Source organism: Bartonella sp. HY761, from assembly GCF_026743145.1.
In the GTDB taxonomy this organism is placed as follows: domain Bacteria; phylum Pseudomonadota; class Alphaproteobacteria; order Rhizobiales; family Rhizobiaceae; genus HY038.
In genome coordinates this window covers 2,366,161-2,391,937 of record NZ_CP104887.1, presented here as the reverse complement: position 1 = coordinate 2,391,937, position 25,777 = coordinate 2,366,161, and the positions used below count along the sequence as shown (strand labels likewise).

Annotated in this window: 26 protein-coding genes; 15 read left to right on the top strand and 11 right to left on the bottom strand. The window is 40.1% G+C overall.

Features of this window, described 5'->3' with window-relative positions:
• Positions 1 to 99: 99 nt before the first annotated feature.
• From N6A79_RS10395 to N6A79_RS10365, 7 genes are all read left to right on the top strand, one after another.
• On the top strand, positions 100 to 1,557 hold the full coding sequence (locus tag N6A79_RS10395; RefSeq protein WP_268545885.1) for a DUF4139 domain-containing protein: 1,458 nt from the start codon (positions 100 to 102) through the stop codon (positions 1,555 to 1,557).
• 151 nt (positions 1,558 to 1,708) lie between these two features.
• Positions 1,709 to 3,166 (top strand): DUF4139 domain-containing protein, encoded by a 1,458-nt coding sequence (locus tag N6A79_RS10390; protein WP_268545884.1) that lies wholly within the window; start codon positions 1,709 to 1,711, stop codon positions 3,164 to 3,166.
• Positions 3,167 to 3,202: 36 nt separating this feature from the next.
• Positions 3,203 to 4,669, top strand: coding sequence for a DUF4139 domain-containing protein (locus N6A79_RS10385; protein WP_268545883.1), 1,467 nt, complete (start codon positions 3,203 to 3,205; stop codon positions 4,667 to 4,669).
• A 169-nt stretch (positions 4,670 to 4,838) separates the two neighbouring features.
• Positions 4,839 to 5,189, top strand: coding sequence for a hypothetical protein (locus N6A79_RS10380; RefSeq protein WP_268545882.1), 351 nt, complete (start codon positions 4,839 to 4,841; stop codon positions 5,187 to 5,189).
• A gap of 107 nt (positions 5,190 to 5,296) precedes the next feature.
• Positions 5,297 to 6,343 (top strand): DUF4139 domain-containing protein, encoded by a 1,047-nt coding sequence (locus N6A79_RS10375; RefSeq protein ID WP_268545881.1) that lies wholly within the window; start codon positions 5,297 to 5,299, stop codon positions 6,341 to 6,343.
• Between the two features lie 66 nt (positions 6,344 to 6,409).
• Positions 6,410 to 6,706, top strand: coding sequence for a hypothetical protein (locus tag N6A79_RS10370; RefSeq protein ID WP_268545880.1), 297 nt, complete (start codon positions 6,410 to 6,412; stop codon positions 6,704 to 6,706).
• 23 nt (positions 6,707 to 6,729) lie between these two features.
• Entirely contained in the window at positions 6,730 to 7,836 is a 1,107-nt protein-coding gene (locus N6A79_RS10365) for a DUF4139 domain-containing protein (protein ID WP_268545879.1), read from the top strand.
• Positions 7,837 to 7,920: 84 nt separating this feature from the next.
• Here the strand turns inward: N6A79_RS10365 and hydA are convergent, their stop codons facing one another.
• From hydA to N6A79_RS10345, 4 genes are all read right to left on the bottom strand, one after another.
• Positions 7,921 to 9,378, bottom strand: a complete 1,458-nt coding sequence (hydA, locus tag N6A79_RS10360) for a dihydropyrimidinase (protein WP_268545878.1) — start codon at positions 9,376 to 9,378, stop codon at positions 7,921 to 7,923.
• A 70-nt stretch (positions 9,379 to 9,448) separates the two neighbouring features.
• Positions 9,449 to 10,696, bottom strand: coding sequence for a Zn-dependent hydrolase (locus tag N6A79_RS10355; RefSeq protein WP_268545877.1), 1,248 nt, complete (start codon positions 10,694 to 10,696; stop codon positions 9,449 to 9,451).
• Between the two features lie 199 nt (positions 10,697 to 10,895).
• Positions 10,896 to 13,190: an NADP-dependent malic enzyme gene (locus N6A79_RS10350; RefSeq protein WP_182419736.1), complete on the bottom strand. Its 2,295-nt coding sequence runs from the start codon at positions 13,188 to 13,190 to the stop codon at positions 10,896 to 10,898.
• Positions 13,191 to 13,424: 234 nt separating this feature from the next.
• Positions 13,425 to 13,661, bottom strand: a complete 237-nt coding sequence (locus tag N6A79_RS10345) for an Lrp/AsnC ligand binding domain-containing protein (RefSeq protein WP_262078489.1) — start codon at positions 13,659 to 13,661, stop codon at positions 13,425 to 13,427.
• A gap of 433 nt (positions 13,662 to 14,094) precedes the next feature.
• Between N6A79_RS10345 and N6A79_RS10340 the strand changes: the two genes are divergently transcribed.
• Complete coding sequence (locus tag N6A79_RS10340; protein WP_246708062.1) at positions 14,095 to 14,451, top strand: DUF930 domain-containing protein; 357 nt, start codon at positions 14,095 to 14,097, stop codon at positions 14,449 to 14,451.
• Between the two features lie 802 nt (positions 14,452 to 15,253).
• On the opposite strand, the gene N6A79_RS10335 is transcribed toward N6A79_RS10340, so the two are convergent.
• Entirely contained in the window at positions 15,254 to 15,616 is a 363-nt protein-coding gene (locus N6A79_RS10335) for a hypothetical protein (RefSeq protein ID WP_268545876.1), read from the bottom strand.
• A 528-nt stretch (positions 15,617 to 16,144) separates the two neighbouring features.
• Here N6A79_RS10335 and N6A79_RS10330 point away from each other — a divergent pair.
• Positions 16,145 to 16,369, top strand: coding sequence for an alcohol dehydrogenase catalytic domain-containing protein (locus N6A79_RS10330; protein ID WP_268545875.1), 225 nt, complete (start codon positions 16,145 to 16,147; stop codon positions 16,367 to 16,369).
• A gap of 56 nt (positions 16,370 to 16,425) precedes the next feature.
• Here N6A79_RS10330 and N6A79_RS10325 read toward each other — a convergent pair whose 3' ends face one another.
• Positions 16,426 to 16,644 carry a hypothetical protein gene (locus N6A79_RS10325; RefSeq protein ID WP_268545874.1) on the bottom strand — a complete coding sequence of 73 codons (219 nt, stop codon included), beginning with the start codon at positions 16,642 to 16,644 and terminating at the stop codon, positions 16,426 to 16,428.
• Between the two features lie 9 nt (positions 16,645 to 16,653).
• Between N6A79_RS10325 and N6A79_RS10320 the strand changes: the two genes are divergently transcribed.
• A complete protein-coding gene (locus N6A79_RS10320; RefSeq protein ID WP_268545873.1) occupies positions 16,654 to 16,875 on the top strand; it encodes a hypothetical protein in 222 nt (73 codons plus the stop codon).
• Between the two features lie 51 nt (positions 16,876 to 16,926).
• Here the strand turns inward: N6A79_RS10320 and N6A79_RS10315 are convergent.
• From N6A79_RS10315 to N6A79_RS10300, 4 genes are all read right to left on the bottom strand, one after another.
• Positions 16,927 to 17,684, bottom strand: a protein-coding gene (locus N6A79_RS10315; RefSeq protein ID WP_268545646.1) for an IS5 family transposase whose coding sequence is annotated in 2 segments (ribosomal slippage) — positions 16,927 to 17,351 and positions 17,351 to 17,684 — 759 coding nt in all. Because the reading frame shifts where the segments join, the coding sequence is not laid out codon by codon here.
• A 283-nt stretch (positions 17,685 to 17,967) separates the two neighbouring features.
• Positions 17,968 to 18,393, bottom strand: a complete 426-nt coding sequence (locus N6A79_RS10310) for a hypothetical protein (protein WP_268545872.1) — start codon at positions 18,391 to 18,393, stop codon at positions 17,968 to 17,970.
• Positions 18,390 to 18,830 (bottom strand): hypothetical protein, encoded by a 441-nt coding sequence (locus N6A79_RS10305; protein ID WP_268545871.1) that lies wholly within the window; start codon positions 18,828 to 18,830, stop codon positions 18,390 to 18,392. Before N6A79_RS10305 ends, N6A79_RS10310 begins: the two co-directional genes overlap by 4 nt.
• Before the next feature lie 49 nt (positions 18,831 to 18,879).
• On the bottom strand, positions 18,880 to 19,899 hold the full coding sequence (locus tag N6A79_RS10300) for a LacI family DNA-binding transcriptional regulator (RefSeq protein ID WP_182417546.1): 1,020 nt from the start codon (positions 19,897 to 19,899) through the stop codon (positions 18,880 to 18,882).
• Between the two features lie 419 nt (positions 19,900 to 20,318).
• Between N6A79_RS10300 and N6A79_RS10295 the strand changes: the two genes are divergently transcribed.
• The 4 genes from N6A79_RS10295 (at position 20,319) to groL (ending at position 23,277) form a co-directional block, all read left to right on the top strand.
• Positions 20,319 to 20,600, top strand: coding sequence for an HlyU family transcriptional regulator (locus tag N6A79_RS10295; protein WP_262078481.1), 282 nt, complete (start codon positions 20,319 to 20,321; stop codon positions 20,598 to 20,600).
• 54 nt (positions 20,601 to 20,654) lie between these two features.
• Positions 20,655 to 20,969 (top strand): DUF2293 domain-containing protein, encoded by a 315-nt coding sequence (locus N6A79_RS10290; RefSeq protein WP_268545870.1) that lies wholly within the window; start codon positions 20,655 to 20,657, stop codon positions 20,967 to 20,969.
• Between the two features lie 292 nt (positions 20,970 to 21,261).
• Entirely contained in the window at positions 21,262 to 21,558 is a 297-nt protein-coding gene (gene groES, locus N6A79_RS10285; protein WP_182417543.1) for a co-chaperone GroES, read from the top strand.
• A 75-nt stretch (positions 21,559 to 21,633) separates the two neighbouring features.
• A complete protein-coding gene (groL, locus tag N6A79_RS10280) occupies positions 21,634 to 23,277 on the top strand; it encodes a chaperonin GroEL (RefSeq protein ID WP_182417542.1) in 1,644 nt (547 codons plus the stop codon).
• 147 nt (positions 23,278 to 23,424) lie between these two features.
• Here the strand turns inward: groL and N6A79_RS10275 are convergent, their stop codons facing one another.
• Positions 23,425 to 24,693 (bottom strand): mechanosensitive ion channel family protein, encoded by a 1,269-nt coding sequence (locus N6A79_RS10275; protein ID WP_268547578.1) that lies wholly within the window; start codon positions 24,691 to 24,693, stop codon positions 23,425 to 23,427.
• 359 nt (positions 24,694 to 25,052) lie between these two features.
• Here N6A79_RS10275 and N6A79_RS10270 point away from each other — a divergent pair, with 359 nt between their 5' ends.
• Positions 25,053 to 25,751, top strand: coding sequence for a fumarylacetoacetate hydrolase family protein (locus tag N6A79_RS10270; RefSeq protein WP_268545869.1), 699 nt, complete (start codon positions 25,053 to 25,055; stop codon positions 25,749 to 25,751).
• The last annotated feature ends 26 nt before the right edge of the window (positions 25,752 to 25,777 follow it).

The following is a 25,777-nucleotide window of genomic DNA, read 5'->3' as shown; positions in this document are numbered from 1 at the left end:
TTTCGTTGCCCCGCTAATTGCGGGGCAACAAAACGAAAAGCAACTCACAGTTATAAAACCGTTTGAAACCTGCGATAAAGACATTTTAAAGGGGGGCTTATGAAAAAAGCAGCTTGGCTGTTTTTGAACAGTTTAATCTTTTGCTTTACCTCAATTACTCAATCTTTTGCGCAAGACCAAAACGCGCAAGTAAGTACCAGTGATGCTGGCAAAGATATTGCCATTACTATTTACAATGGAGATTTGGCACTGGTGCGTGAAGTGCGCGATCTTGATTTACAAAAAGGCGTTAATCATTTTGCATTGCGTGATGTCTCCGGCATGATTAAGCCTGAAACGGCGATTATGACTACCAAGGACAATGCCAAGCTTTATGTGATTGAGCAAAATTTTAATTTTGATCTTTTAACGCCAGATGCTTTAACTGCAAAATATGTCGGTAAGGAAGTTACCATTGTTAGTCGCAACCAAGATGGTAGCGAAAATTCAGAAAAAGCCACCATTCTTTCCAATAATTCTGGCCTTGTTTTAAAATATAGTGACCGTATTGAAATTGGTTTGCCAAAGGATGCACGAATAAAATTTGATGCTTTGCCGCAAAATCTTCGCGACCGCCCAACACTGGTCACTGATATTATGAGTGAAGAAACAGGCAATAAAGAAGTTAACATTGCCTATCTTTCAGGTGGCTTTAGCTGGAAAGCCGACTATGTTGCTGAACTTAACAAAGATGAAAATAGAATTTCCCTAAAAGGTTGGGTAACACTCCAAAATAATAGTGGCACATCTTATAAGGACGCGAACTTGCAGTTGGTCGCTGGTGACGTTAATAGGGCGACTAATTATGGAAAAAATATCGTGATTGGCGGCGAGATTGGGGAGGTGAAGATCTTCGAGGACGCAACTAAACTGGCTGAGGAATCTTTCCTTGATTATCATCTTTATACTTTGCCGCAGCCAACCACACTTAATAATAACCAAATCAAACAAGTGGCCTTGATGAGCGCAGACAATGTGCCAGTCGAAAAGCGTTATATCGCTGAGGCAGCCCAAAGCAGCTATTCCAATGACAACGCGAATGAAGAAGGCGAACCACTTAAAGTTGGTGTCTATTTTAACTTTGTAAATGATAAGGAATCCAATTTGGGCGTGCCTTTAGCCAAAGGCGTATTGCGTGCCTATAAGCCGGATAGTAAGGGCAATGTGCTTTTTATCGGTGAAGATAGTATTGATCACACTGCTGACAAAGAAAATGTGCGGGTGAAATTTGGCGATGCATTTGATGTTAAAGTCTATGCAAAAACATTAGAAAGCGAAGAGGTTGGCTTAGCTCTAAAATTAAAAATAATTTTTGAGACTACAAATGAGATCACAATTAAAAATGCCAAAGATGAGCCCGTTGTGGTTGAAATTCCAGCCACTTTTTCTAACGATTGGGAAATTTTGCAGGAAAATATGCCTCATGAAAAGCGTAATGCTGATACTGCGGTATGGCGAGTAAAAGTTGATCCAAAGAGTGCGAGTGTACTTACCTACAAGGTACGCACCAAAAATTAAGTTTAAATTGCCCTGCACAACTGCGCAGCAATTTGTTTTTTATCAATAGAATTAAATAATTCCTTTAAAATTGTGCGGCGGGTTCGCGTTTGCATTAGGCACAAAAGGCAACGAGAGAAACTTAAAATTTAATTTCACATAAGGAGGTTTCATGAAAAAGACCAATGTTTTAATTGCAAGCTGTGCAACCTTATTTATTGCAAGTATTGCTCAATCTTCAGCTCAAACCAGCGCTGAAAAGGTTAGCTCGGGCGAGGCGCGAAAAGAAGTTGCCGTAACCATTTATAATGAAAATTTGGCATTGGTGCGTGAAGTTCGAGATCTTGATTTGCAAAAGGGCGTTAATCATTTTGCTTTGCGTGATGTCTCCGGCAAGATTAAGCCTGAAACGGCGATTATGACCACTAAGGACAATGCCAAACTTTATGTAATTGAGCAAAATTTCAATTTTGATCTTTTAACGCCAGACGCTTTAACTGCAAAATATGTAGGTAAGGAAGTTACCATTGTTAGGCTCAACCAAGACGGCAGTGAAAATTCAGAAAAAGCGGTCCTTCTTTCCAATAATTCCGGCCTTGTTTTAAAATATAATGACCGAATTGAAATTGGTTTACCAAAAGATGCGCGGATAAAATTTGATACCTTGCCGCACAATCTTCGCGATCGCCCAACACTCATCACCGATATTATGAGTGAAGAAACAGGCAATAAAGAAGTTAATATTGCCTATCTTTCAGGTGGCTTTAACTGGAAAGCCGACTATGTTGCTGAGCTTAACAATGACGAAAATAGAATTTCCCTAAAAGGTTGGGTAACACTCCAAAATAATAGTGGCACATCTTATAAGGACGCGAAATTACAGTTGGTGGCTGGTGATATTAATCAAGTTGATCTTAACGCTCACAAAGATAAGTGGGCTGGAGGAAGCAGTCAGGATAAGGTAATGGTAATGTTCACACCTATGCAGCAGGAAGCGCTGCTTGACTATCATCTTTATACCTTGCCACATCCAACCACATTAAATAATAATCAAATTAAACAAGTGGCTTTAATGAGCGCAGATAATGTGCCAGTCGAAAAACATTATAGCCTTGAGGAGACTAGGCGCATATATTCTCACTATAATATGGATGAAGAAGGAGTGCCACTTAAAGTTGGGGTCTATTTTAACTTTGTAAATGATAAGGAATCCAATTTGGGTTTGCCTTTACCCAAAGGCGTATTGAGAGCCTATAAGCCTGATAGCAAAGGCAATGTACTTTTTATCGGCGAAGATAGCATTGATCACACTGCTGACAAAGAAAATGTGCGGGTAAAATTTGGCGATGCATTTGATGTTAAAGTCTATGCAAAAACCTTAGAGCACGAAAAGGTTAGCTTGAGTTTAGATTCAAGAAAAGGTTATGAAACAACAAATCAACTTACGGTTAAAAACGTTAAGGATGAGCCCGTTGTAGTTGAAATTCCAACTAATTTTTATAAAAACTGGGAAATATTAAATGAAAATATTCCTCATCAAAAACGCAGCGCCAATACTGTTATATGGCGCGTAAAAGTAGATCCCAAAAGTGAAGCTGTACTCACCTATAAGGTACGCACGAGTAATTAATCATAATTTAAGCATTTTTACGTTGAGGATTATTTCATGAAACAGTCAAAAATACTTCTTGCCAGTTGTGCATCATTATTGGTGGCATCAATCACCCAATCATCAGCACAAACGGTGGATCAACAAATAATTTCTGCTCAGTCAAGTAAAGAGATAGCAATTACCCTTTATAAAGATAGTCTCGCATTAGTGCATGAGCAGCGCGATGTTAACCTTAGCGAAGGTATCGCCAGCATTGCTTTTCGTAATGTTTCGCGCATGATACGACCGGAAACAGCCTTTTTGAGTTCTGCGCAAACACAACTCCAGATGTTGCAACAAAGCTTTCATTTTGATCAGTTAACTCCAGCCAATTTAACGGCAAAATATGTTGGCCAACAAGTCACCATTGTTAGCCGCGACAAAAATGGCGAAGAACGCTGTGAAAAGGCAACCATTCTATCAAATGATTCAGGCCTTATTTTGCAATATGCCGATAGAATTACTGCCGGTCTTCCTGCCGATGTGCGCGTTGATTTTGGCAGCTTACCGCAAAACCTATATGACCAGCCAACTTTGCTAGCCAAGGTGATGAGCAGTGAAGAGGGCAAAAAGACCGTTGATCTTTCTTATCTTTCTAAAGGATTTGATTGGGTTGCAGAATATGCGGTAAAGCTTAATGCTAGCGAAGACAAAATGCTTTTTACGGGTTGGGTAACAATTAAAAATAATACGGATATCAGTTATCAAAATGCAAAATTAACCCTAATTGCGGGCAAAGCTGATGTTTTTGGTTCTTATGAAAAAAAGGGTAAAACAAGGATAGATATTGAAGAGCCCGGCATTACTCTAGCCGACCAATCTTTTGAAGATCGCGCTGCCTTCAATTACAATTCCTATACCATATCGCAGCCGGTCACCCTTAATCATGAAGTTGACACGCAAGCAGCTTTGGTAAATGGCGTGGAAGTACCGGTCGTTAAGCATTATATTCTTGACGGCGAAGGCAGCAATTCTAATGATTATAGCTATAGCAAGTCGAGCTCTATTGGCGAACAAAAAGCCACTATTGGCGTTTATTTTGATTTTGCCAATGATAAACAATCCAATCTTGGTATGCCTTTGCCAAGTGGCAATCTTAGAAGCTTTGCTTTGGATAAAAATGGCAGTCCAGTATTTTTAAGTCAAAATATTATTCAACATGTTGATCCCAATGCCAAGGTGCGGTTAAAGTTTGGCAATGCGCTTGATATTTCGGCACAAATGAAAGGTACAGAAAGCAAAAAATTTGGCTTAAGCTTAAAATCTGGCTCTACTTCTGAAACCACCAATGAAATTACCTTTAAAAATACCAAAGATGAAGCCGTTACTGTCGAGGTTCCACGGCGTTTTTATGGCGAATGGGAAGTTTTGGAAGAAAGCATTGCCCATGAAAAGCGCGATGACAAACATATTGTGTGGAAGGTCAAAATTGATCCAAAAAGCGAAGCCACGTTAACCTATACAGTTCGTGTAAGCGAATAAAATAGCGTTTAACCAAAGAGCATGTCCGCTTTATTAGGAAGCTAAGACATGCTCTAAGCTGCTAATCGCATTGCGTTTTTTAAAAGAAAAACCATTGATGGATTTTCGCATCAAGCGCTTTAAGCCCATAAAGACATTGAATAGGCCAATTTTTCCATAAGGGGTAATAATGAAAAAGACCACTCAATTAGTTGCTTGCTGCGCAAGTCTTTTACTTGGCAGTACCCTACAGGTCTTAGCAGAAGACGTGATGGAAGTAACAAGTTTTGGCGACGCCCGCAAAGAAATTGCGCTGACAATCTATAATGATGATTTGGCCTTGGTGCGTGAGGTGCGTGATCTTGATTTTAAAAAGGGGTTAAATCACATTGCATTGCGTGATGTTTCAGGCAAAATCAAACCAGAGACAGCAATTATGAAGTTTAAAGACAATGCAATAATTCATGTTCTTGAACAAAATTTTAATTTTGATCTTTTAACCCCTAATTCTTTGAGTAAAAAAATGTTGGCAAGGAATTAACTATTATTCGCCGTAACCAAGATGGCAGCATTACTGAAGAAAAGGCATTTCTTCTTTCAGCCAATAATGGTCTTATTTTCAAATATGCTGACCGCATTGAAATAGGTTTGCCAAAAGATGCACGGATAAAATTTGATAGCCTGCCGCAAAATTTACGTGATCGGCCAACGCTCGTGACCGACATAATAAGCGATACTGCGGGCACACGCCACGTCGATATAGCCTATCTTTCCAGTGGTTTACATTGGGAGGCGGATTATGTTGCACAATTAAACAAAGACAATGACAAAATGTCTTTAAAGGGCTGGGTAACATTAAAAAATAATAGTGGTACGAGTTTTGAAAACGCCAAAATTCAGCTTGTCGCAGGTGAGCTTAACTTGGTTCCTGAAGAACGAAAAAACTTAGTAGAAAAGGCAGATCGGGTACAAAATTTTAATTTTGGTGTTTCTGCAAAATTTGAAGCGCCCATACTTGATTATCATCTTTATACGCTACCACAACCAACGGCCCTTAAGGATAATCAGGTAAAGCAAGTCGCGTTGATGAACATTGAGAACATACCAGTTTACAAATATTATGAGCTGTCGTACTCAGACTTAACCCAACGGCGATATGACACGCAATCTAAAGATTGGGATCGTCGTGAAAAACTTAGTGCTAGCGCCAATTATTATTTTTTAAATGATAAGCACTCCAATTTGGGAATACCAATGCCAAAGGGAACTTTGCGTAGCTATAAAGCAGATAATAAAGGTGACATGCTGCTTTTAAATGAAAAATTTTTAAATCACACGATGGAGGGCGAACGCGTAGCTTTAAAATCGGTTACTACCGATGATATAAAGGCTTATGACGATATAACAGGGTTATCTAAAACCGAAATTGAAAATGGCACCATTTCGGAAGCAAATCATAAAATTACAATAGAAAATACAAAAAATCAGGCTGTCGAAGTTTGGGTACGGTTTCATTTTGAAGATGAGTGGGTGATTTTGGATGAAAATTTGTCCCACATCAATGTTGACGCATATAACGTGCTTTGGAAAGTAAAGCTAGAACCAAACGAGCAAAAAGTTTTCAATTATAAGCTACGATTACATATCAAAAAGAGGGTGCAAAATTTTGTTTTTGGAGTAAGCACCAAATTTTAGTTGCACATAACCATGGTAAGGTATTTTGATACGGTTGGTATAAGGTTTTTAGCGTGAGGGTAATTTATGGAAAGAGATGAAAATAAAAACGTAAACCACCAAATAGAAATGCGCCCTATTGATGAACAGGTGAGTTTTAGCAATGCGCGTAAAGAAATTGCGGTTACAATTTATAATGAACATTTAGCTCTTGTGCGTGAAGTGCGCGACCTAAATTTGAATAGTGGTATGAACCGCATTGCCTTGCGTGATGTTTCTGGAAAAATACGACCAGAAACCGCAATTATGACTGCTACAGACGGTACTGAGTTGAACGTGATTGAGCAAAATTTTAATTTTGATCTCTTAACACCGGATGCCTAACCGAAAAATATGTTGGCAAAGAAGTGACAATCGTCATGCGCAATAGTGCTGGCGATGAGTATGAAGAAAAGGCAACTATTCTTTCCAATAATTCTGGTCTTGTTTTACAATATTGTGACCGTATTGAAATTGGTTTACCCAAATATGCGCGAATAAAATTTGACGCATTGCCACAAAATTTACGCGATCGCCCAACCTTAGCAACCGATATTATGTGTAGCAAAGCTGGTACGCGGCAAGTGGAAATTTCTTATCTTTCAAGCGGCTTTAGTTGGATTGCCGATTATGTTGCCGAGCTTAACCAACAAGAAAATTGCATTTCCCTTAAAGGTTGGGTCACGCTTACCAATAATAGCGGCACAGATTATCATGATGCTACGGTTAAACTTGTTGCGGGGAAAATCAATATTGTAAAATTAGACTGGATGGTAACACAATCTGGTGTACTTTACGACGGCGCGGGAACAGGTAAGGCATTCTCTGGACACGAAAGTTTATTTGACTATCATCTTTACACGTTACCTTATTCAACGACACTTAAAAATAAACAGGTAAAGCAGATTGCCTTAATGGCCGCTTATGATATCCCAGTTCAAAAATTCTATAAAGCCGAACCACATCTATTTGGCTCGTATTTAACGAGTAATACGAATTCCAATAATGAAGGTGAGCCTTTTAATGTTAATGTCTATTTTTCATTTTTCAATGATAAACAGTCTAATTTAGGTGTGCCATTGCCTAAAGGTATTTTACGCGCTTATAAGCCGGACAAGCAGGGAGATCCACAGCTTATTGGCGAAGATTCTATTAAGCATACAGCAGAAAATGAGTGGGTATCCTTTACACCAGGTAACCCTTTTGACGTTAATGTATATGGTAAGGTCACAGATGCCAAAAAGGTAGGTTTGGGTGATAGCCCATCCTATGAAAAGACTAGCTTAATAACAGTTAAAAATGCCAAGGATGAAGCCATCGTAGTGGATGTTCGTATTTTCTTTCCAAAAGAGTGGCAAATTTTGGAAGAAGATATTGTCCATGAAAAACTAAATGCAAATTATGCACGTTGGAAAGTCAATGTAGAGGCTAAAGGACAAACTGTATTTACCTATAAGGTGCGCTCTAAAGATTAATGATTTTCTCCAATCTACAATGCAGGAGTATTTATTGGTTTTATTTCAACAAAATACTCTTGCGTCGTGCAGTCAAGGCTCTATTTATATCCCAGTCGTTATTGGTAGCGCGTTGCGTTTTACAAGCTGAGGCGTTGCTAATTCTTTCCACTTGGAAAGTGCTTCATTCGCCACATTCCATGGTTGGCGTTCAATAAACTTGCCATCCCCAGCTTGCGCTATAACTTCGCCATTGTCATAAGCAATTTTGCCGCGCGTTAGCACAGTTTTTGGCAAGCCTACAACTTCCATTCCTTCAAATACGCTATAATCGATGGCTGAATTTTGTTGCTTAGCTGAATAGGTCTTTTTGGCTTCTGGGTCCCATATGACAAGATCAGCATCAGCACCTTCGATAATTGCACCCTTTTGCGGATAAATATTTAAAATTTTTGCAATATTGGTAGAGGTAACTGCAACAAATTCATTCATCGTTAAGCGCCCAGTGCGCACCCCATGGGTCCAAAGCAAGGCAAGCCGCTCCTCCAATCCGCCAGTACCATTGGGAATGGCAGTAAAATCATTTAACCCACGGCGTTTTTGCTCTGTTGTAAATGCGCAGTGATCTGTTGCAACCACTTGTAGCGAACCTGCAGTTAAACCCGCCCAAAGGCTGTTTTGATGTTCCTTGTTGCGAAAGGGTGGAGACATCACGCGCCTTGCTGCATGATCCCAGTCCTTATCCATATATTCACTTTCATCTAAGGTAAGGTGTTGGATTAGTGGTTCGCCGTAAACTCGCATGCCCTTTTGCCTTGCCCGCCGGATTGCTTCATGGCTTTCTTCGCATGATACATGTACCACATAAAGTGGAACGCCAACTTGGTCAGCTATCATAATCGCCCGATTAGTTGCTTCTCCCTCAACTTCAGGGGGTCTTGACCATGCATGGGCTTCAGGGCCAACTTTACCTTCTTTGGTCAACTTTTGTTGTAGTTGCGCTATGATGTCGCCGTTTTCAGCATGGACTAGGGTCAAGGCTCCCAATTCCGCGCAGCGTGAAAATGAAGCAAACATCTCATCATCATTGACCATGATTGAGCCCTTATAGGCCATGAAATGCTTGAAGGTGTTAACGCCGCGCTTAACCACTTCATGCATTTCATTAAATATTTGCTCATTCCAACCGGTAATTGCCATATGAAATGAATAATCACAACGTGCTTTACCGGCCTTTTGAAACCAAGATTGTAAGCCGCCAAGTAGGCTACCATTTTCATCGGGTAGGGCAAAGTCAACAACCATGGTGGTGCCACCTGCTATTGCCGCCTTAGTACCAGTGTCAAAGTCATCGGCAGAATGGGTTCCCATGAAGGGAAATTCTAAATGTGTATGGGGATCAATGCCACCGGGAATGATATAGCAACCTTTGGCATCTATAATACGATCGCCTTGTAAATTATCACCGATTGCCGCGATTTTTTGGTCTTTGATTAAAATATCAGCCTTATAGCTACGATCTGCCGTAACGATAATACCGTTTTTTATAAGCTGTGTTGTCATGCTCACCTCCCAGTTTTCACAACGATTAACACATTTTCAAGAGCACCTTTAAATGATCTCCCACATAATTTTATTCAATAATTTCTGCTGTTGCTAATACGGCGTTCAACAATACATCGCTACCAGATTTTGCCCATTGCGGCGTAATCGTTTCATCTTCATTATGGCTTAATCCATCAACACAAGGACACATAATCATTGCGCTTGGAGCAACATGGCTAATCCAGCATGCATCATGGCCTGCGCCAGATACGATATCACAATAGGAATAACCTAGTTGTTTTGCAGCGGAGCGCACTTTGTCAACGCAGGTCTTATCAAAGGTTACTGGATCAAAACCGCCTACTTCTTGCCAACTAAACTCCAAACCCAAATCCGTGGCAATTTTTTTACCCTCAAGAATGAGAGCATCAACCATAGCCTGAATTATTGTTTTATCAGGATGGCGAAAATCGATGGTAAAAACGGCTTTACCAGGAATAATATTGCGTGAATTAGGATAGATATTGGCCATGCCAACTGCGCCCACCGCATGGGGAGGGTAGCGCCAAGCAATATCATTGACACGGTCTAAAATGCGCGCCATGCCAAGGCCTGCATCAATGCGCTTGACCATTGGTGTTGATCCTGTATGAGCTTCTTTGCCTAAAAGGGTAATTTCAATCCATTTTAAACCTTGGCCGTGAGTAACAACGCCAATATCAATTGCTTCATCTTCTAAAATCGGACCTTGCTCGATGTGAAGTTCATAATAGGCTTTAATTGGATGTTTTCCGCAAGGCTCATCACCAACAAAACCAATGCGCTCTAACTCAAGGCCGAATTTTTTACCTTCACTATCGGTTTGTTGTTTTGCCCAGCTTTCCTCAATTACACCGGCAAAAACACCTGAAGCAACCATAGCAGGTGCAAAACGTGCACCTTCTTCATTGGTCCAATTGGCAATTTCGATAGGGTGGCGCGTTTTTATGCCAAGATCACGAATGGTGCGGATAACTTCCAAACCTGCTAATACCCCTAAAACACCATCATATTTGCCGCCGGTTGGTTGTGTATCAAGATGGCTACCCATGACAACCGGTGGGAGATGATTTTCAGTGCCATCAAGGCGGGCAAACATATTGCCCATAGTATCAATTTTCATGGTAAGGCCAGCATCCTTACACCATTTGGTAAATAACAACCGCCCCTCGCGGTCTTCATCGGTAAGAGTTTGGCGATTATTACCGCCCTTTATACCGGGGCCAATTAAGGCCATTTCCATTAAACTGTCCCAAAGTCTTTCACCATTTACCCGATGATTATCGCCAACAAGCATTTTTTGCCCCTTTATTTATTGTAGCATCGAAGATGATTGGGGCAATTATTGCTTGATAAAAAGCGTTGTGTCAAACATTGAATTGCAATCCACTATGGTGGAATATTTGGTTTTTGCGGCGCATAAAAAATGCCCCGTTTTTCAACGAGGCTTTTTTATAGTTTTAATTTTGGATGCTAGTTTATCAGCATATCCATTTTTAACGAACTGCACCATAGGCTGCAAGTGCGGCCATATTTAAAATTTCGCTGTCTTTTGCACCTAAAGGCACAATTTGCACTGATTTTTCAAGACCTACTAGAATAGGGCCAATAATGGTGGCTCCTCCTAATTCTTGCAGCATTTTGCTAGCAATTGATGCCGAGTGATAGCCAGGCATAATAAGGACGTTAGCTGGTGCCTTAAAACCCATAAATGGATATTGTTCCATAAGCTTGGGATTTAATGCGACATCGGCACTCATCTCGCCATCAAATTCAAAGTCAACCTTGCGTTCTTTTAAAATCGCCACAGCTTCTTGAATGCGCTGGGCGCCTTCGCCTTTCATGTGACCAAAGGTTGAAAAAGCAAGGAATGCAACGCGTGGTGTATAGCCCATGCGGCTAGCCAAATGCGCTGACTGTTCTGCAATATCGGCAAGGGCGGTCGCGTCCGGATGTTCATGCACTGCTGTATCGCTAATAAATACGGTGCGACCGCGACAAAGCGCAATGGAAACGCCCATTAATCTTGCATTTTCTTTAACCGAAATTACCCGGCGCACATCAGAAAAAGCAGTTTCATAATTGCGGGTTACGCCAGTTACCATGGCATCTGCATCGCCCATGGCGACCATGGTTGCAGCAAAGAAATTACGGTCATTATTAATAAAGCGGTGGCAATCGCGTCTTAACCAACCTTGTCGCTGTAAACGCTGATAGATAAAATCGGCATAGTCGTCGCGTCGGGCATTAGATGACGCATTGGCAATGGTAACGCCTTCACGATCAAGATCAATACCGGCCTGCTTTGCTGTTTCATGAATTTTTTCTTCACGCCCAACCAATACTGCACTACCTAACTTTTGATTAACGTAGGAAAGCGCCGCCCGCATGACTTGTTCTTCTTCACCCTCGGCAAAGACCATGCGCTGAGGTTCATTGCGCACACGCTTATAAATATCACCCATGGTGGATGCAATTGGATCACGGCGAGCTGCTAATTCATTTGCATAAGCGTCCAAATCTTCAATTGGTTTACGCGCAACGCCGCTTTCCATCGCCGCTTTTGCAACAGCTACAGGAATTGCGGCAAGAAGACGTGGATCAAAAGGCACAGGAATAATATAGTTGGGGCCAAAACGTGGACGATTGCCCTGATAGGCAGCGGCAACATCATCTGGCACTTCTTCACGAGCAAGATTTGCTAAAGCGTAAGCTGCTGCTTCTTTCATTTTATCGTTAATAGTTGACGCACGCACGTCAAGAGCACCACGGAACATGTAAGGGAAACAAAGAACATTGTTAACCTGATTTGGATAGTCAGAGCGACCCGTTGCAACAATAGCATCGGAGCGAATTGCCGCCACTTCTTCTGGGGTAATTTCAGGATCAGGATTGGCCATCGCAAAAATAATTGGATTGGCTGCCATTGATTTGACCATATCGGCAGTAAGGGCGCCCTTGGCAGAAACACCAAAGAACACATCGGCATCTTTTACCGCATCAGCAAGGCTACGAGCATCAGTTTTCACAGCATGAGCCGATTTCCACTGGTTCATATTTTCTTGGCGGCCCTCATAGACAACGCCTTTGGTGTCACAAAGAGTAATGTTTTCAGAAGCAAAGCCGACAGCCTTTGCAAGTTCAATACAGGCAATGCCAGCAGAACCGGCGCCATTACAAACAAGCTTGGTTGTTTTCATATCACGCTTGGTTAAATAAAGCGCGTTAATAAGGCCGGCAACGGCGATAATTGCTGTTCCATGCTGGTCGTCATGAAAAACAGGAATGTCCATCATTTCACGCAAACGGCTTTCAATAATAAAGCAATCTGGCGCTTTAATATCTTCAAGATTAATGCCGCCAAAGCTTGGGCCTAAATAGCGTACAGAATTAATAAAGGCCTCAATATCAGTTGTATCAACTTCCAAATCAATAGAGTCGACATCAGCAAAACGCTTAAATAATACCGCCTTACCTTCCATGACCGGCTTTGAAGCTAATGCACCAAGATTACCAAGCCCTAAAATAGCGGTGCCATTAGAAATAACTGCAACAAGATTGCCCTTTGCCGTATAGTCATAGGCGGCAGCAGGATTTTTGGCAATAACCTCAACTGGAACCGCAACGCCTGGCGAATAGGCTAATGACAAATCACGCTGAGTTGCCATTGGCTTGGTTGGAATAATTTCTAACTTACCAGGGCGGCCTTCAAAGTGATAATTGAGGGCTTCTTGATCGCTTACGGCTTTTGATGATTTTTGTTCTTTGGTAAGGCCACTATTGGGTGCCATGGATATATCTTTCATTTAAAATTTCACACACAATTAGCATATTATCCGACACAATGCCGTAATAGCTTTAATTTTTTTCAATCAGCCCTTTTAAAGCTTTTAGATAAAAAGACAAGAAATGTTTAAAACTGTTTGTGATGATGTGCAATAAACTTCGCACACTTTATGTTTGAAGCGACGCAAAGTCTCATATGCGATAATATTCATTGATTAACTTACCAATGAAAATGAATTTTAAAAAGCTGTAAACGTCATGGTGGTCAATGAACGTACAATACCTGGGATATCTAAAACATTCTCACTAAGGAATTTACCAATATCCTTGTCTTCTGCTACATAAATTTTGAGAAGAAGATCAAATTCACCACTGGTAGAATAAAGTTCAGAAACAATTTCTCTTGTATAGAGTATATCGGCAACCTCGTAGGTTTTGCCAGGTACACATTGCAGTTGCATGAAAATCGGCTTCATAATTTATCCTCAACTATTGGGTTTATTCCCTATCTTATTAAAGTGGTATTAAGCTTTTGTTAACTCGTAATTGCGAAAATTTCCAAAATAATGAAATTGTCTTATGATTATAGTGATGGGCAACATGTTGTGATCTTATTTTAGGTTTTTAAGATATAAAGTTTCATCAAGAATTTCGTTAAGATTTGAAGGTTAAAAAGGATGCGGTGTTGAAATATGCATCGATTCATCGCCTTTGGTTTTCAAAGTCAAAAATTTAATAGGGTTTATAAGAATGCGAGCCAATAGGAAAAATGCTATCATAGAGGATAGTTTTCCCATAAATAAAAAATCCATAATGCAGCAAATATTTTCTGCATCTGGTTTGTCGGTACATTTTTTAAAATACTATTATTTTTATCGAAAAATAGCTCTATCATTAGTGGCTATAGTAATGCTTACTTTGATAAATAATGCTCATGCATTAACCGCTTCAGAGATAATGCAGCTTAATAAACTTGACCCGCAAACACGCATTGAACAACGTTGCGATATCGAAGCTATGAGCCGCCTTGGTAAGGAAAAGCGTTGGCGACCTGACAAGGTTTTGGCTTATGCATTTTCAGATCCTGTTATGAGTGCACATACAGTGAAAGCTAAAGGTGCGGCCTTCAGATCGAACGGCAATTGGTATCGTTTATCCTATATTTGCAAGACCCAAGATGATTTTGTAACCATTAATACTTTTGAGTATAAGATAGGAGATCTTGTGCCGCGTAAGGATTGGGATAAGCATTATTTGGTTCCATAGCGCTTTATAAAATTAAAGTGCTGGTATTCTTACCTGAAAAAATTTTAACATGATTTTTTATGCTTTAATATTTAAATATTATTTTAAATTGCAACTTATAAATGACTTTTTGAGAGAAATTTTAATTTTTTTGTAATTAAATATTGAATTTTTTGTAAGAAATACTTGCTATATATAAAATATAGAAAATTGATTTTATAGAGAGGATGGATATTATGATATTTTAATATCATAATATATTAAAATTTCAGATAAAATTTGAAGATCTTCTAACCCTCCTTTGCTTTAATTATGTCATTAAATAAACAAAAATAGTGTAAATGTCATATTAAGTATATATTAATATGCAAATTTTATATATATCTATTATTAAGTGGAAGTTGTATATTTCTATATTTTAATTTTGATATGCAGCATATCAAAAATTTATATAAGTATTCAGGTGTTGCAGAGATAAAAATCTGCAATAGCAAGGTGTCTGGCTTATCGCCCCCCGCTTGAAGCTGGATACCTTGCTCCTCGTTTTACTTAACCAATTTAATTCAAAATACGTGGATTAGATTTGGTGGTAAAATGGCTACTAGTTCTTAAGCACAGGAACAGCACAGGATATTTGGCATTGTTACCCCGAACAGCTAGATATCCTGTTGGTTCATGTACAATATCAACCGGTTATTTATCAAGTTTCATGTGTGCCTTGTTCTAGCATGTTGTGCAATTTTCTTTGCAACTTTAAATGTTTTACAAATTCCATCGATTAAATAGAGGTAATATACCTTGCACTATTGGAAGTAATCAAAACTCAGCTTTTTAATGCAGTGCTTTCATTTTTAGCGGCGCAAAGAGCATCATATTCACTCAACACCGATGATAGTTCATTTTCTAAAACTATTTTTGATTGCTCACTAATATAATCAGCTAAATCCTGCGGTATTCCTGAATAGGTTATATAGCCAACCGTTGCACGAATTGCTTCAAATATATTTTTTACGGTTGTTTCACGTGCTGTGGGTGATGCATCCTGTGCCAGAAGCATAATAAAAAGTGTTTTACTGATGGCTGAGTGTACATTAATTTGGCATTGTTGATAAATAGAGTTTTGACGAAGTACTTCAATTTTTTCGTCTAGAAGCCTTAATTTAGTCGATAGTTCTGAATTAAGCATGTGCATATCCATTATAAATCCCCGTTATATATAATAAATATCGAATAATAATTGGTGTTTAAATACATTACAAGTATATTTATAACCTTTATTCAATATTATTGAATTATTAAAATTATCTTTATTATTATATTATAATAATTTACTATTTTTATTTGTTTCATTGAGTGATATTTCACCAATATGAAAAATACATTCTTATGAAATTTTTACGGCATGTTTAAACTGATAAGGGGGCAATGGTGGTGTTATTATCCTTATGAGAAAAACTAATCTATGCCCCAATTTTTCAAGCTATAAATAAACAGGGCCAAGGTTAATTCACGTGATGATAGGTTATATTCAACCTTTGGCGATACTTGTGCTTATTTTCTAATTTTCATTATCTTGAAAGGAAAATCAATCAGAATAATGAAAGGGTAAGAAAAATGAGCATGAGTGCTTATAGGAAACCAAAAGACATTCAGGCTGATGATAGTCTCTTAGTTTAGAAAGTACTACCCTGCAGGCAAAGGGCACGATTTTTGGGTGGAAATGAAGGCGGTTGCAGTTAATCCCGTTGATGTTGAGCTACTAGCAAATACTATTCCCAAAGAAGGTTATCGCGTACTTGGCTTTGATGCAGCGCGTAGGGTCAAAGCTGTCGGTGACGGTGTAACTTTATTTAAGGAAGATGATGAGGTTTTTATGCTAGCGCGATTGATCGTAATGGTATTAACGCGCAATTTCATTTGGTCGATGAACGTATCGTAGGCCATACGCCAACAAGCTTAAGCTTTGCCGAAGCCGCGGCACTACTTTGACTGTTATCACTGCATGAGAAGCGCTGTTTGATCGATTGCAAATTCAAAAGGCAAGATATCGGGTAATAAAAATATTCTTATTATTGGCGGTGCCGGTGATGTTGGTTGTAGGGCAATACAATGGACGCATGCTTTAAGCAATTTAACCGTGATTGCAACCTCTTCAAGAGATGAAAGCCGCGCTTCGATACACCAAATGGGGCAGATTACATTATTAATCATCATGAAGATTTGGTGTCTCAGCTTAAAAGATTGGCCATAGATGAAGTTGGTTATGTATTATCCACCAATGCAACAGAACAATATTTATCGCAGTTACCATTGATAATGGCGCCGCAAAGCCATCTTGTGCTAATCGATGATCCTCAATCCCTGGATGTGCGCAGTTTTAAAGCAAAATCTATCGCAGTTCATTGGGAACTTATGTTTTCGCGCTCATTATTAAAAAAAACATGACAGGGTGCAGCAGCATTTATTGTTAAATAAAATTACTAGGCTCAGGACTCATTAATTAAGATAGAATATTACGGTTGCGGCGATGCATATAGCCGAGAAGAAGGTGTGTGCACATCGGTCATAGCGTGTCGCGATGCGCCGCCAGTCTTTTAGCTTGGCAAAGAGGTTTTCGATTATGTGACGCAACCGATAAGTTTGCCTGTCATAAACTATCTCGGTGGTTCTGCCCTTTCTGGGCGGAATGCAAGCCTTTATTTTTTTGTCAAGCAATGCCTGCCGGAACCAGTCAGCATCGTACCCCCGGTCTGCAATGAGTTCCTTGGCATCTGGCAGATGCGCTAGCAAAAGAGCGGCTCCTTTGTAGTCACTCATCTGCCCTTCAGTTAGTAGCAGACATATTGGCTTTCCATCTTGATCGCAGACCGTGTGCAGCTTTGAATTCAAGCCGCCTTTCGTGCGCCCGATACGGCGGGGAATATCCCCTTTTTTAACAGGCTGGCAGCCGTGCGATGCGCCTTGAGGTGTGTGGCGTCAATCATGATGCGTTGAGGTTTTGGGCCCTGTCCGGCCAGCATTGCGAAGATGCGGTCAAATACACCCAACCTGCTCCAGCGGATAAAGCGATTATAGAGCGTTTTATGCGGACCATAACCGAGGGGCGCATCTTTCCATTGCAGACCATGTTTGATGACATAGACAATGCCGCTGATAAAGCGCCTGTCATCGACACGAGCAACCCCATGAGACAGTGGAAAACAGGGCGATATTCGCGCCATCTGCTCTTCGCTCAATAAAAACAAATCACTCATTAGTTTCACCTCCACAAAACCAATGAATCACAAATCAACAAAAAAAGGAATCCAAAAAATTAATAGGTCCTGACCCTAGATTGATAAGGGTGAAATTAGAACAACGCTCACTTAGTTATTGTCACCAATCAATGTGCATAATTTGAAAGAAGCGTATTCTCGGCTTGAGGCTAGTAATGTGACGGGAAGATTAGTCATTGAAAACTGGCAATAATAGTTTGGCTAAAAAATGCCTTTTTATTTTTGACTATTTAGAATCTTGGATAATTTTAAAAAAATTCAATTACCGCAAAGAGCCAGCACATAAATTAGGCTTTAAGAAGAAGTAACTAAGGTGATATTCCATGGAATTATGGTCAATCCAACCTGAATCTGCATTCATGGCAAGGTCATCCTTGTTAATATAAAAATAGACTTTATTTTGATAAAATCGGATCAACGTAAAGCCGATGAATTCAGCATCAAGTACAATTCCTGTCTGGTCTTTAACAATTGCTTTAGCGAAAAAATCGTCATGGAGATTAATCGTTATAGAAATATCTGCGTCATTGTTAGAAAAATGAATGAACAGTGCCGCGCCATTTGGTGTAAAAAATTTGTCAAAAGCTAAAAGATTGCTAACGTTTTTATTCAAAATATCATGCTTGGCAAGTTGCGGATCAAAGGGAAGATTGAGATCAAATAAGATGTCAAAATCATTGCTCATCATGTACTTAATCCAGTCATTTTGGTGTTATAGCTTGCAAGATTCAGTCGCGACTTGATTGTAAGATTAATCAAATCGCATTCTATAACGCTTATTTGCTCATCTTTAACATTATTGTTAGCGCGATGAATTCCTTCAAAAAATAGTGCTTTGTCCTTATAAATCTCAATATATTTAATATAATTCATCCAAATGGAAGCTTGAACTCCTCTTACTGTTGTAATGGATAAACTAACATCATCAAACATCGGCGCTATACACATTGATAGTTCACGCAACCTATTTGAAAAGGTTAAATCAATAAAGAAAATATCACTATCAAATTCAGCTCGCGAATAGACTGCATCTTTAAAATAAGCACAATGGTTCAGTAAAAATTCCTTATTTTTCACCGCTATATCAGCATTCCAAAGATCAAATTTTAATAAAAATTCTTCCATTAAATTTCCTTTTTGAAATGTCCCATACAGCAATGAGATATATCGATAATTAGCGCGGCTTAACCTTACCCGTTGATTGGCGTATATGGAGTTCAGGCTTTATCAGCTCATGTCCGTCAAGTACTTCCTTGCCATTTAGAAGATCAAGCAGCGCAAGAGCCGCACGTCTGCCAACTTCGCGTTGACCGTTCCAAACAGTGGTAAGGGCAGGGGTTGCAATGGCAGCTTCTTCCAAGTCATCATAGCCGGTAACAGAAATATCTTCACCAACTTGCAATCCAGCCCGGGCAATGCCATTCATTAGTCCAATGGCAACAAGGTCATTCCAACAAACAGCAGCAGTTGGTTTATCCTTCAGGGCTAAGAATTGTGGGGCTGCTTCAAAGCCTGCTTGTTTGGTGCGTGGTCCAGAAATACGCCATTCGGGCTTTGCTTCAAGCCCTGCTTTTTGCATGGCATTGAGATAACCTTGGTAGCGATCACGCCCAGTAGAGGTGAAATCTGTGCCACCAATCATAGCAATTTTTTCGTGCCCTAAAGAAATTAAATGGTTGGTTGCAAGGGCAATGCCAAATGTGTCATCACCCGTAAAAACCGGTGCTTCAATGCCATCAATACGGCGCGCAACAAAAACCATTGGCAATCCGTTTTCTTGGGCAATGAGGATGTCTTTTAAAGGAGTACCAATTGCCGGAGACATTATAACGCCATCAGCACCTAATTGCAGCAATGTTTCAATAAAGTTGCGTTGCTTTTCTACTTGGTCATAATGGTTGGAAAGAATAAAGGTTTGCCCTGAGCGGTCAAGCTCGGTTTCGATGGAGCGTAAGATTTCAGCGAAAAACGGATTCATAATGTCATGCACAACAACGCCGATAATTCCAGAGCGGGAGGTGCGCAAACTTGCAGCCCGGCGGTTGTAAATATAGCCAATATCTCGAGCAAAGGTTTTGATGCGATTGCGCGTTTCTTCGGCAACCAAAGGGCTATCGCGTAGGGCAAGTGATACGGTCGCCGTTGAAACGTCAAGAGCTTCTGCAATGGTAGATAGTTTGATTTTTTGCGCCACCGATTAATCCTCCACTTAAAATCGTATGATATGTTTATTATTAGCTATACTGGATTTTACAATGAGTTCTAGTCCAAATCGTTCGCAATTCGTTTATTGTATTGAGTGTTAAGTGTTTTCTTACCAATGTTGCGAGATGTTTTTATGATGCAGCATATTAATGTGCTGATTTTGCCGATTAAGCCATTTTGATAATTTTACATGATTAATAATGATGGCGAATAACATACGTGGTTTTAAATAGTGGGTGAAAAATCGCTTTATAATTGTCACAATAATGGTTATGCCTAAGTTGTGAATTGGGATATTGGATGAAAGAGGGCTTTGTGAACTATCGAAAATGCCCCAATAATATGCTAATTTATAATTATGTGTGAAAACATCTAAAGCAGGTTATCAAGGCGAAGACGGAGCAGACTATGTCATTTTTTAAAAAACTTTTTGGCGGCGGCGATAAAACTCCTAAGGAAATCTCCTCGGATCCAATTGACTATAATGGTTTTACAATCAAAGCCACGCCTTTTGCTGCCGATGGTCAGTATCAATCTTGCGGTGTTATTAGCAAAACTATTAATGGTGAAGTGTGCGAGCATCGTTTTATCCGCGCTGATAAATTTGCAAGTACCGATGTGGCGTTTGATATGATTACAATTAAAGCCCGTCAAATTATTGATGAGCAAGGCGATAATTTGTTTAAATAAATAGATTATTGTATCAATATCTTTGTGTCGATTTTGATAGGTGGATATCAACAAATGACAACAAAAAGAAACGAGACGCATAGCAAAATTTTAACTGAGCTTTTCCCCGCGATTCCCTTTATTGATGCAGAGGCGATAAAAGAGGCTGTAACGGCTAAGCATTTGCGCAAATTTCCTCCTTCAATCGCTATTTGGTTGGCTGCCATTGCCTATATCCGCCATAATTATACAGATTATGACCAATTGCGTGATGATGGCTATGATCGTGATAGTGCATTGCATTTTGTGCGCGATAGTATCAATGAAACTTTGACGATATGGCGTTCAAGCCGCTATTTAGAAGATGATGAAGAACAACAGCTTATCTAAACTTATTGTGATATAGCTCATTTAAAAAAGTTTCTTTAGTCACATCACTGACATATTACATGCCTATATTTTATTCTTAGGCATGATGCTTAGATGTGAATCTATCTAAATGACCATAATATGTGTTTGGTACATAAAAAAATAAAAAATATTTTTGCTCATTCCTTGACAAATGCCTTTTCAATTTTTATCTCTAATGCATCGTTAGCACTCTCAACTATCGAGTGCTAACAATAGAGGCATAAAGCCTTATTCAATTATTAGGTTAACATTTTTACTAAGGGTAAAAACCATGGCTACACCAAATTTCCGCCCGCTCCACGACCGTGTTGTGGTTCGCCGCGTTGAATCAGAAGAAAAGACTGCTGGTGGCATCATTATTCCTGATAGCGCCAAAGAAAAGCCACAAGAAGGCGAAGTTGTTGCTGTTGGCGCAGGCGTACGTGATGAAAACGGCAAGGTTGCAGCTCTTGATGTTAAGGCTGGCGATCGCGTTCTTTTCGGCAAATGGTCTGGCACTGAAGTCAAGCTTGGCGGCGAAGATCTTTTGATCATGAAAGAATCCGACATTATGGGTATTCTCGGCTAATCATTAGCTTTTGAGCCTGTACCTATCCGTCTATTTTTAAAAATTCGGGAAATTTCCCTAAAAGGAGTTAAATAAATGGCTGCTAAAGAAGTCAAATTTGGCCGTGAAGCACGTGAGCGCATGTTGCGCGGTGTTGATATCCTTGCCAATGCTGTTAAGGTAACACTTGGTCCAAAAGGCCGTAACGTTGTTATTGAAAAGTCATTTGGTGCACCACGCATCACTAAAGATGGTGTTTCAGTTGCTAAAGAAATCGAACTTGAAGATAAGTTTGAAAATATGGGCGCACAAATGGTGCGTGAAGTTGCTTCTAAAACCAACGATATCGCTGGTGATGGTACAACAACTGCAACCGTTCTTGCACAAGCTATCGTTCAAGAAGGCGCAAAAGCTGTTGCTGCCGGCATGAACCCAATGGATGTAAAGCGCGGTATTGATGCAGCTGTTGCTGAAGTTGTTGGCGTATTGCTTAAAAAAGCAAAGAAAATCAACACATCTGATGAAGTTGCTCAAGTTGGTACAATTTCAGCTAATGGTGAAGCAGAAATCGGCAAGATGATTGCTGAAGCTATGCAAAAAGTTGGCAATGAAGGCGTTATCACTGTTGAAGAAGCTAAAACTGCTGAAACAGAGCTTGAAGTTGTTGAAGGTATGCAGTTCGACCGCGGTTACCTTTCACCATATTTCGTCACCAATGCTGAAAAGATGGTGGCAGATCTTGATGATCCTTACATCCTTATCCATGAAAAGAAGCTTTCAAACTTGCAAGCTCTTCTTCCTGTTCTTGAAGCTATCGTTCAAACCGGTAAGCCACTTCTCATCATCGCTGAAGATGTAGAAGGTGAAGCATTGGCAACTCTCGTTGTTAACAAGCTTCGCGGTGGTTTGAAAATCGCTGCTGTTAAGGCTCCTGGCTTTGGCGATCGTCGTAAGGCAATGCTTGAAGATATCGCTGTTCTTACAGCAGGTCAGGTTATTTCTGAAGATATTGGCATCAAGCTTGAAAACGTAACCCTTGACATGCTTGGCCGTGCGAAGAAAGTTGCTATCACTAAAGAAACCACCACAATTGTTGATGGTGCTGGTGAAAAAGCTGAAATCAATGCACGCGTTAGCCAGATTAAGGCTCAGATCGAAGAAACAACTTCTGATTATGATCGTGAAAAACTTCAAGAACGTCTTGCTAAGCTTGCTGGTGGCGTTGCAGTTATCCGCGTTGGCGGTGCAACTGAAGTTGAAGTTAAGGAAAAGAAAGACCGCGTTGACGATGCATTGAATGCAACTCGCGCCGCTGTTGAAGAAGGTATTGTTCCTGGTGGTGGTACCGCACTTCTTCGCGCTGCTAACGGCATCACCGTTAAGGGTATCAATGCTGACCAAGACGCTGGTATCAACCTTGTTCGTCGCGCTCTACAAGCTCCTGCTCGTCAGATCGCAACCAATGCTGGTGATGAAGCTTCAATCGTTGTTGGCAAGATCCTTGAAAACAGTGCTGATACATTTGGCTACAACACTGCAACTGGTGAATATGGCGATCTTATCGCTCTTGGTATTGTTGATCCAGTTAAAGTTGTTCGTTCTGCCTTGCAGAACGCAGCATCAGTTGCTGGTCTTCTTGTTACCACTGAAGCCATGATTGCAGAACTTCCTAAGAAAGAATCTGCAATGCCTGCAATGCCAGGTGGCGGCATGGGTGGTATGGGCGGTATGGACTTCTAATAGTTCAAACCCCTTTAAAAATAGAGAAAAGCGGCTCATTGAGCCGCTTTTTTTATGATATTATATCGAAGTTGCAGCTTATAAAATTGCCCAAACCTTGAAAAGATTTGGGCGACTAAATAGGCTTAAATAACGGGCGGTTGATGATTATTGAGCAGTATCGCTATTATCTTTAGCGGTGTTTACATGATCGATGTTTCTAGTATTGCGTTCCATGACAATATGCATCCAATCCTTGCCGCTTGGTGATTGGAAAATTTGTAAGCCAAATTCGGGTATGATTGAATATAAATGGTCAAAAATATTCGACATAGTATTTTCATATTCTGCCCAGACGACAGTATTGGTAAAGCAATAAATCTCTAACGGTAGCCCATTAGCATCGGGTGCTAATTGGCGAACCATCAAGGTCATTTTTTGATGAATACCGGGATGGCTTTTCAAATAGGCGGTAATATAAGCTCTAAATGTGCCGATATTGGTCATGCGTCTTGTGTTGGCTGCAATAGCCGCCTTGTCTCCAAGCTTGCCATTCCACTCGGTTATCTCTTTGGTTTTGCTGTCAAGATAATCGCGCAGCAGTACATACTGCGATAAATGTTGCTTATCTTCTTCAGTTAAAAAGCGAATACTGCTTTGGTCGATAAAAAGCGCGCGTTTAATTCGGCGACCACCAGATTCTTGCATGCCGCGCCAATTGATAAATGGATCGCTCACCAATTTTCGGATGGGAACAGTGGTAATAGTATTATCAAAATTTTGCACCTTAACCGTATAAAGGGCAAGCTCGATAACCGTACCGTCAGCACCTAGATTTGATACGGTAATCCAGTCGCCCACCCGTACCATATCGGTAGAAGCAATTTGCACACTGGCAACCAGTGATAGCAATGTATCTTGAAAGACCAGCATTAAAACCGCAGCCATGGCACCAAGGCCTGACAGAAGAATAAGCGGCGAGCGATCAATTAAGGTGGCAAGGATCAAAATGGTGGCAACGGCAAAAAGTGCAACCTTTACAATCTGAATTAGCCCTTTGATGGAGCGCATTTTTAAATGTTGGCGGTGGTGATAAATATCTTCAAATGCGCTGAGCATGGAAGAAATGGCTAGGGCGATGGTAAGAATGATAAAGGCATTGGCGACATTTTCAATAATTTTGGTGGCAGCCCCTGGTAGTCCAGGTACAACGCCAACTCCAACCGAAAATACCAATGCCGGCGCAATATTGGCAAGGCGCGAAATGGCAGAGCGAATAAAATCATTATCGCCACCTTTTACCATATTAAGCAGCCGATAAGAGCCACGCAATAGCAAAGCGCGGACCAAAAAATTCACAACAAAAGAAGCGACAATCAGAATAGCTAGCCAAATTAAAGTTTGAAGCCAAGCGTGCTGGCCTAATAATTGCTGCATTGTTTCATCCACTTGTTGCACTCCTTGTTCTAGGTTCGAGCCCACCATACTCTCCTTTAAATGGTATCTATTGCTTTTACTGTTCATAAAAACAGCTTTTCATTTGGTTAGGTTTAGCGGTATATTATCGAAAAAATAGGGCAATAAGATCATAATTATTTTATAAAGCGCTATATCATATTAAGTCGAGACAATTATTATAAGATCGTTGCTAATTTCACATTGAAAGATCATTTTATAAGACTGCTATAAGCTCTCACTGGTTCGTGAAAGCACCGTGAAAATGTTTTTTAAGTTTATGCTTACACTTTGCGATGTGATTGATTATAGTATTGTTAATTGATGATTAGGAGATCGTTATGGGTAAAATTTTGTTTGACCTTCCAGCAACACCTTTAGTTCCAGTTGTGGGTAGCGGGGATCTTTTTCCGGTAAATCGTATTTTTTGTGTAGGTCGTAACTATGAAGATCACGCCAAGGAAATGGGCGCAGCAGTTGATCGTGAAGCGCCTGTTTATTTTACCAAACCCGCCTCGGCGGTTGTTTTGTCTGGCGGCACTATTCCCTATCCTCCTGGTACGACAAATTTTCATTATGAAATGGAATTGGTTGTCGCAATTGATAAGCCAGCTTTTAGAGTTGGTGTTGATGAGGCGCTTAATAGCGTGTTTGGTTATGCCTGCGGTCTTGATATGACACGGCGTGATTTGCAACAATATGCTAAGGATAGACGCTATCCGTGGGATATTGCTAAGGCGTTTGAAAATTCAGCGATTATAACGCCAATAACGCCAGTTGAAGAATTTGGTGCGGTTAATGATCAGCATATATGGCTCAAGCTTAATAATGAAACCAAGCAAAGTTCTCATTTAAATGCCCAAATTTGGAGTGTTGAGGAAATTATTAGCCATTTATCGCATTATTATCACTTAACTGCTGGTGATCTTATCTATACAGGTACACCATCAGGTGTTGGTGCGGTAAAGTCTGGCGATATCATAACTGGTGGTATTGATGGACTTTCAGCGTTGGTTATTGAAATTGGTAATGCTGAATAGCAAAGTTATTTTAATCTTTTGCCATG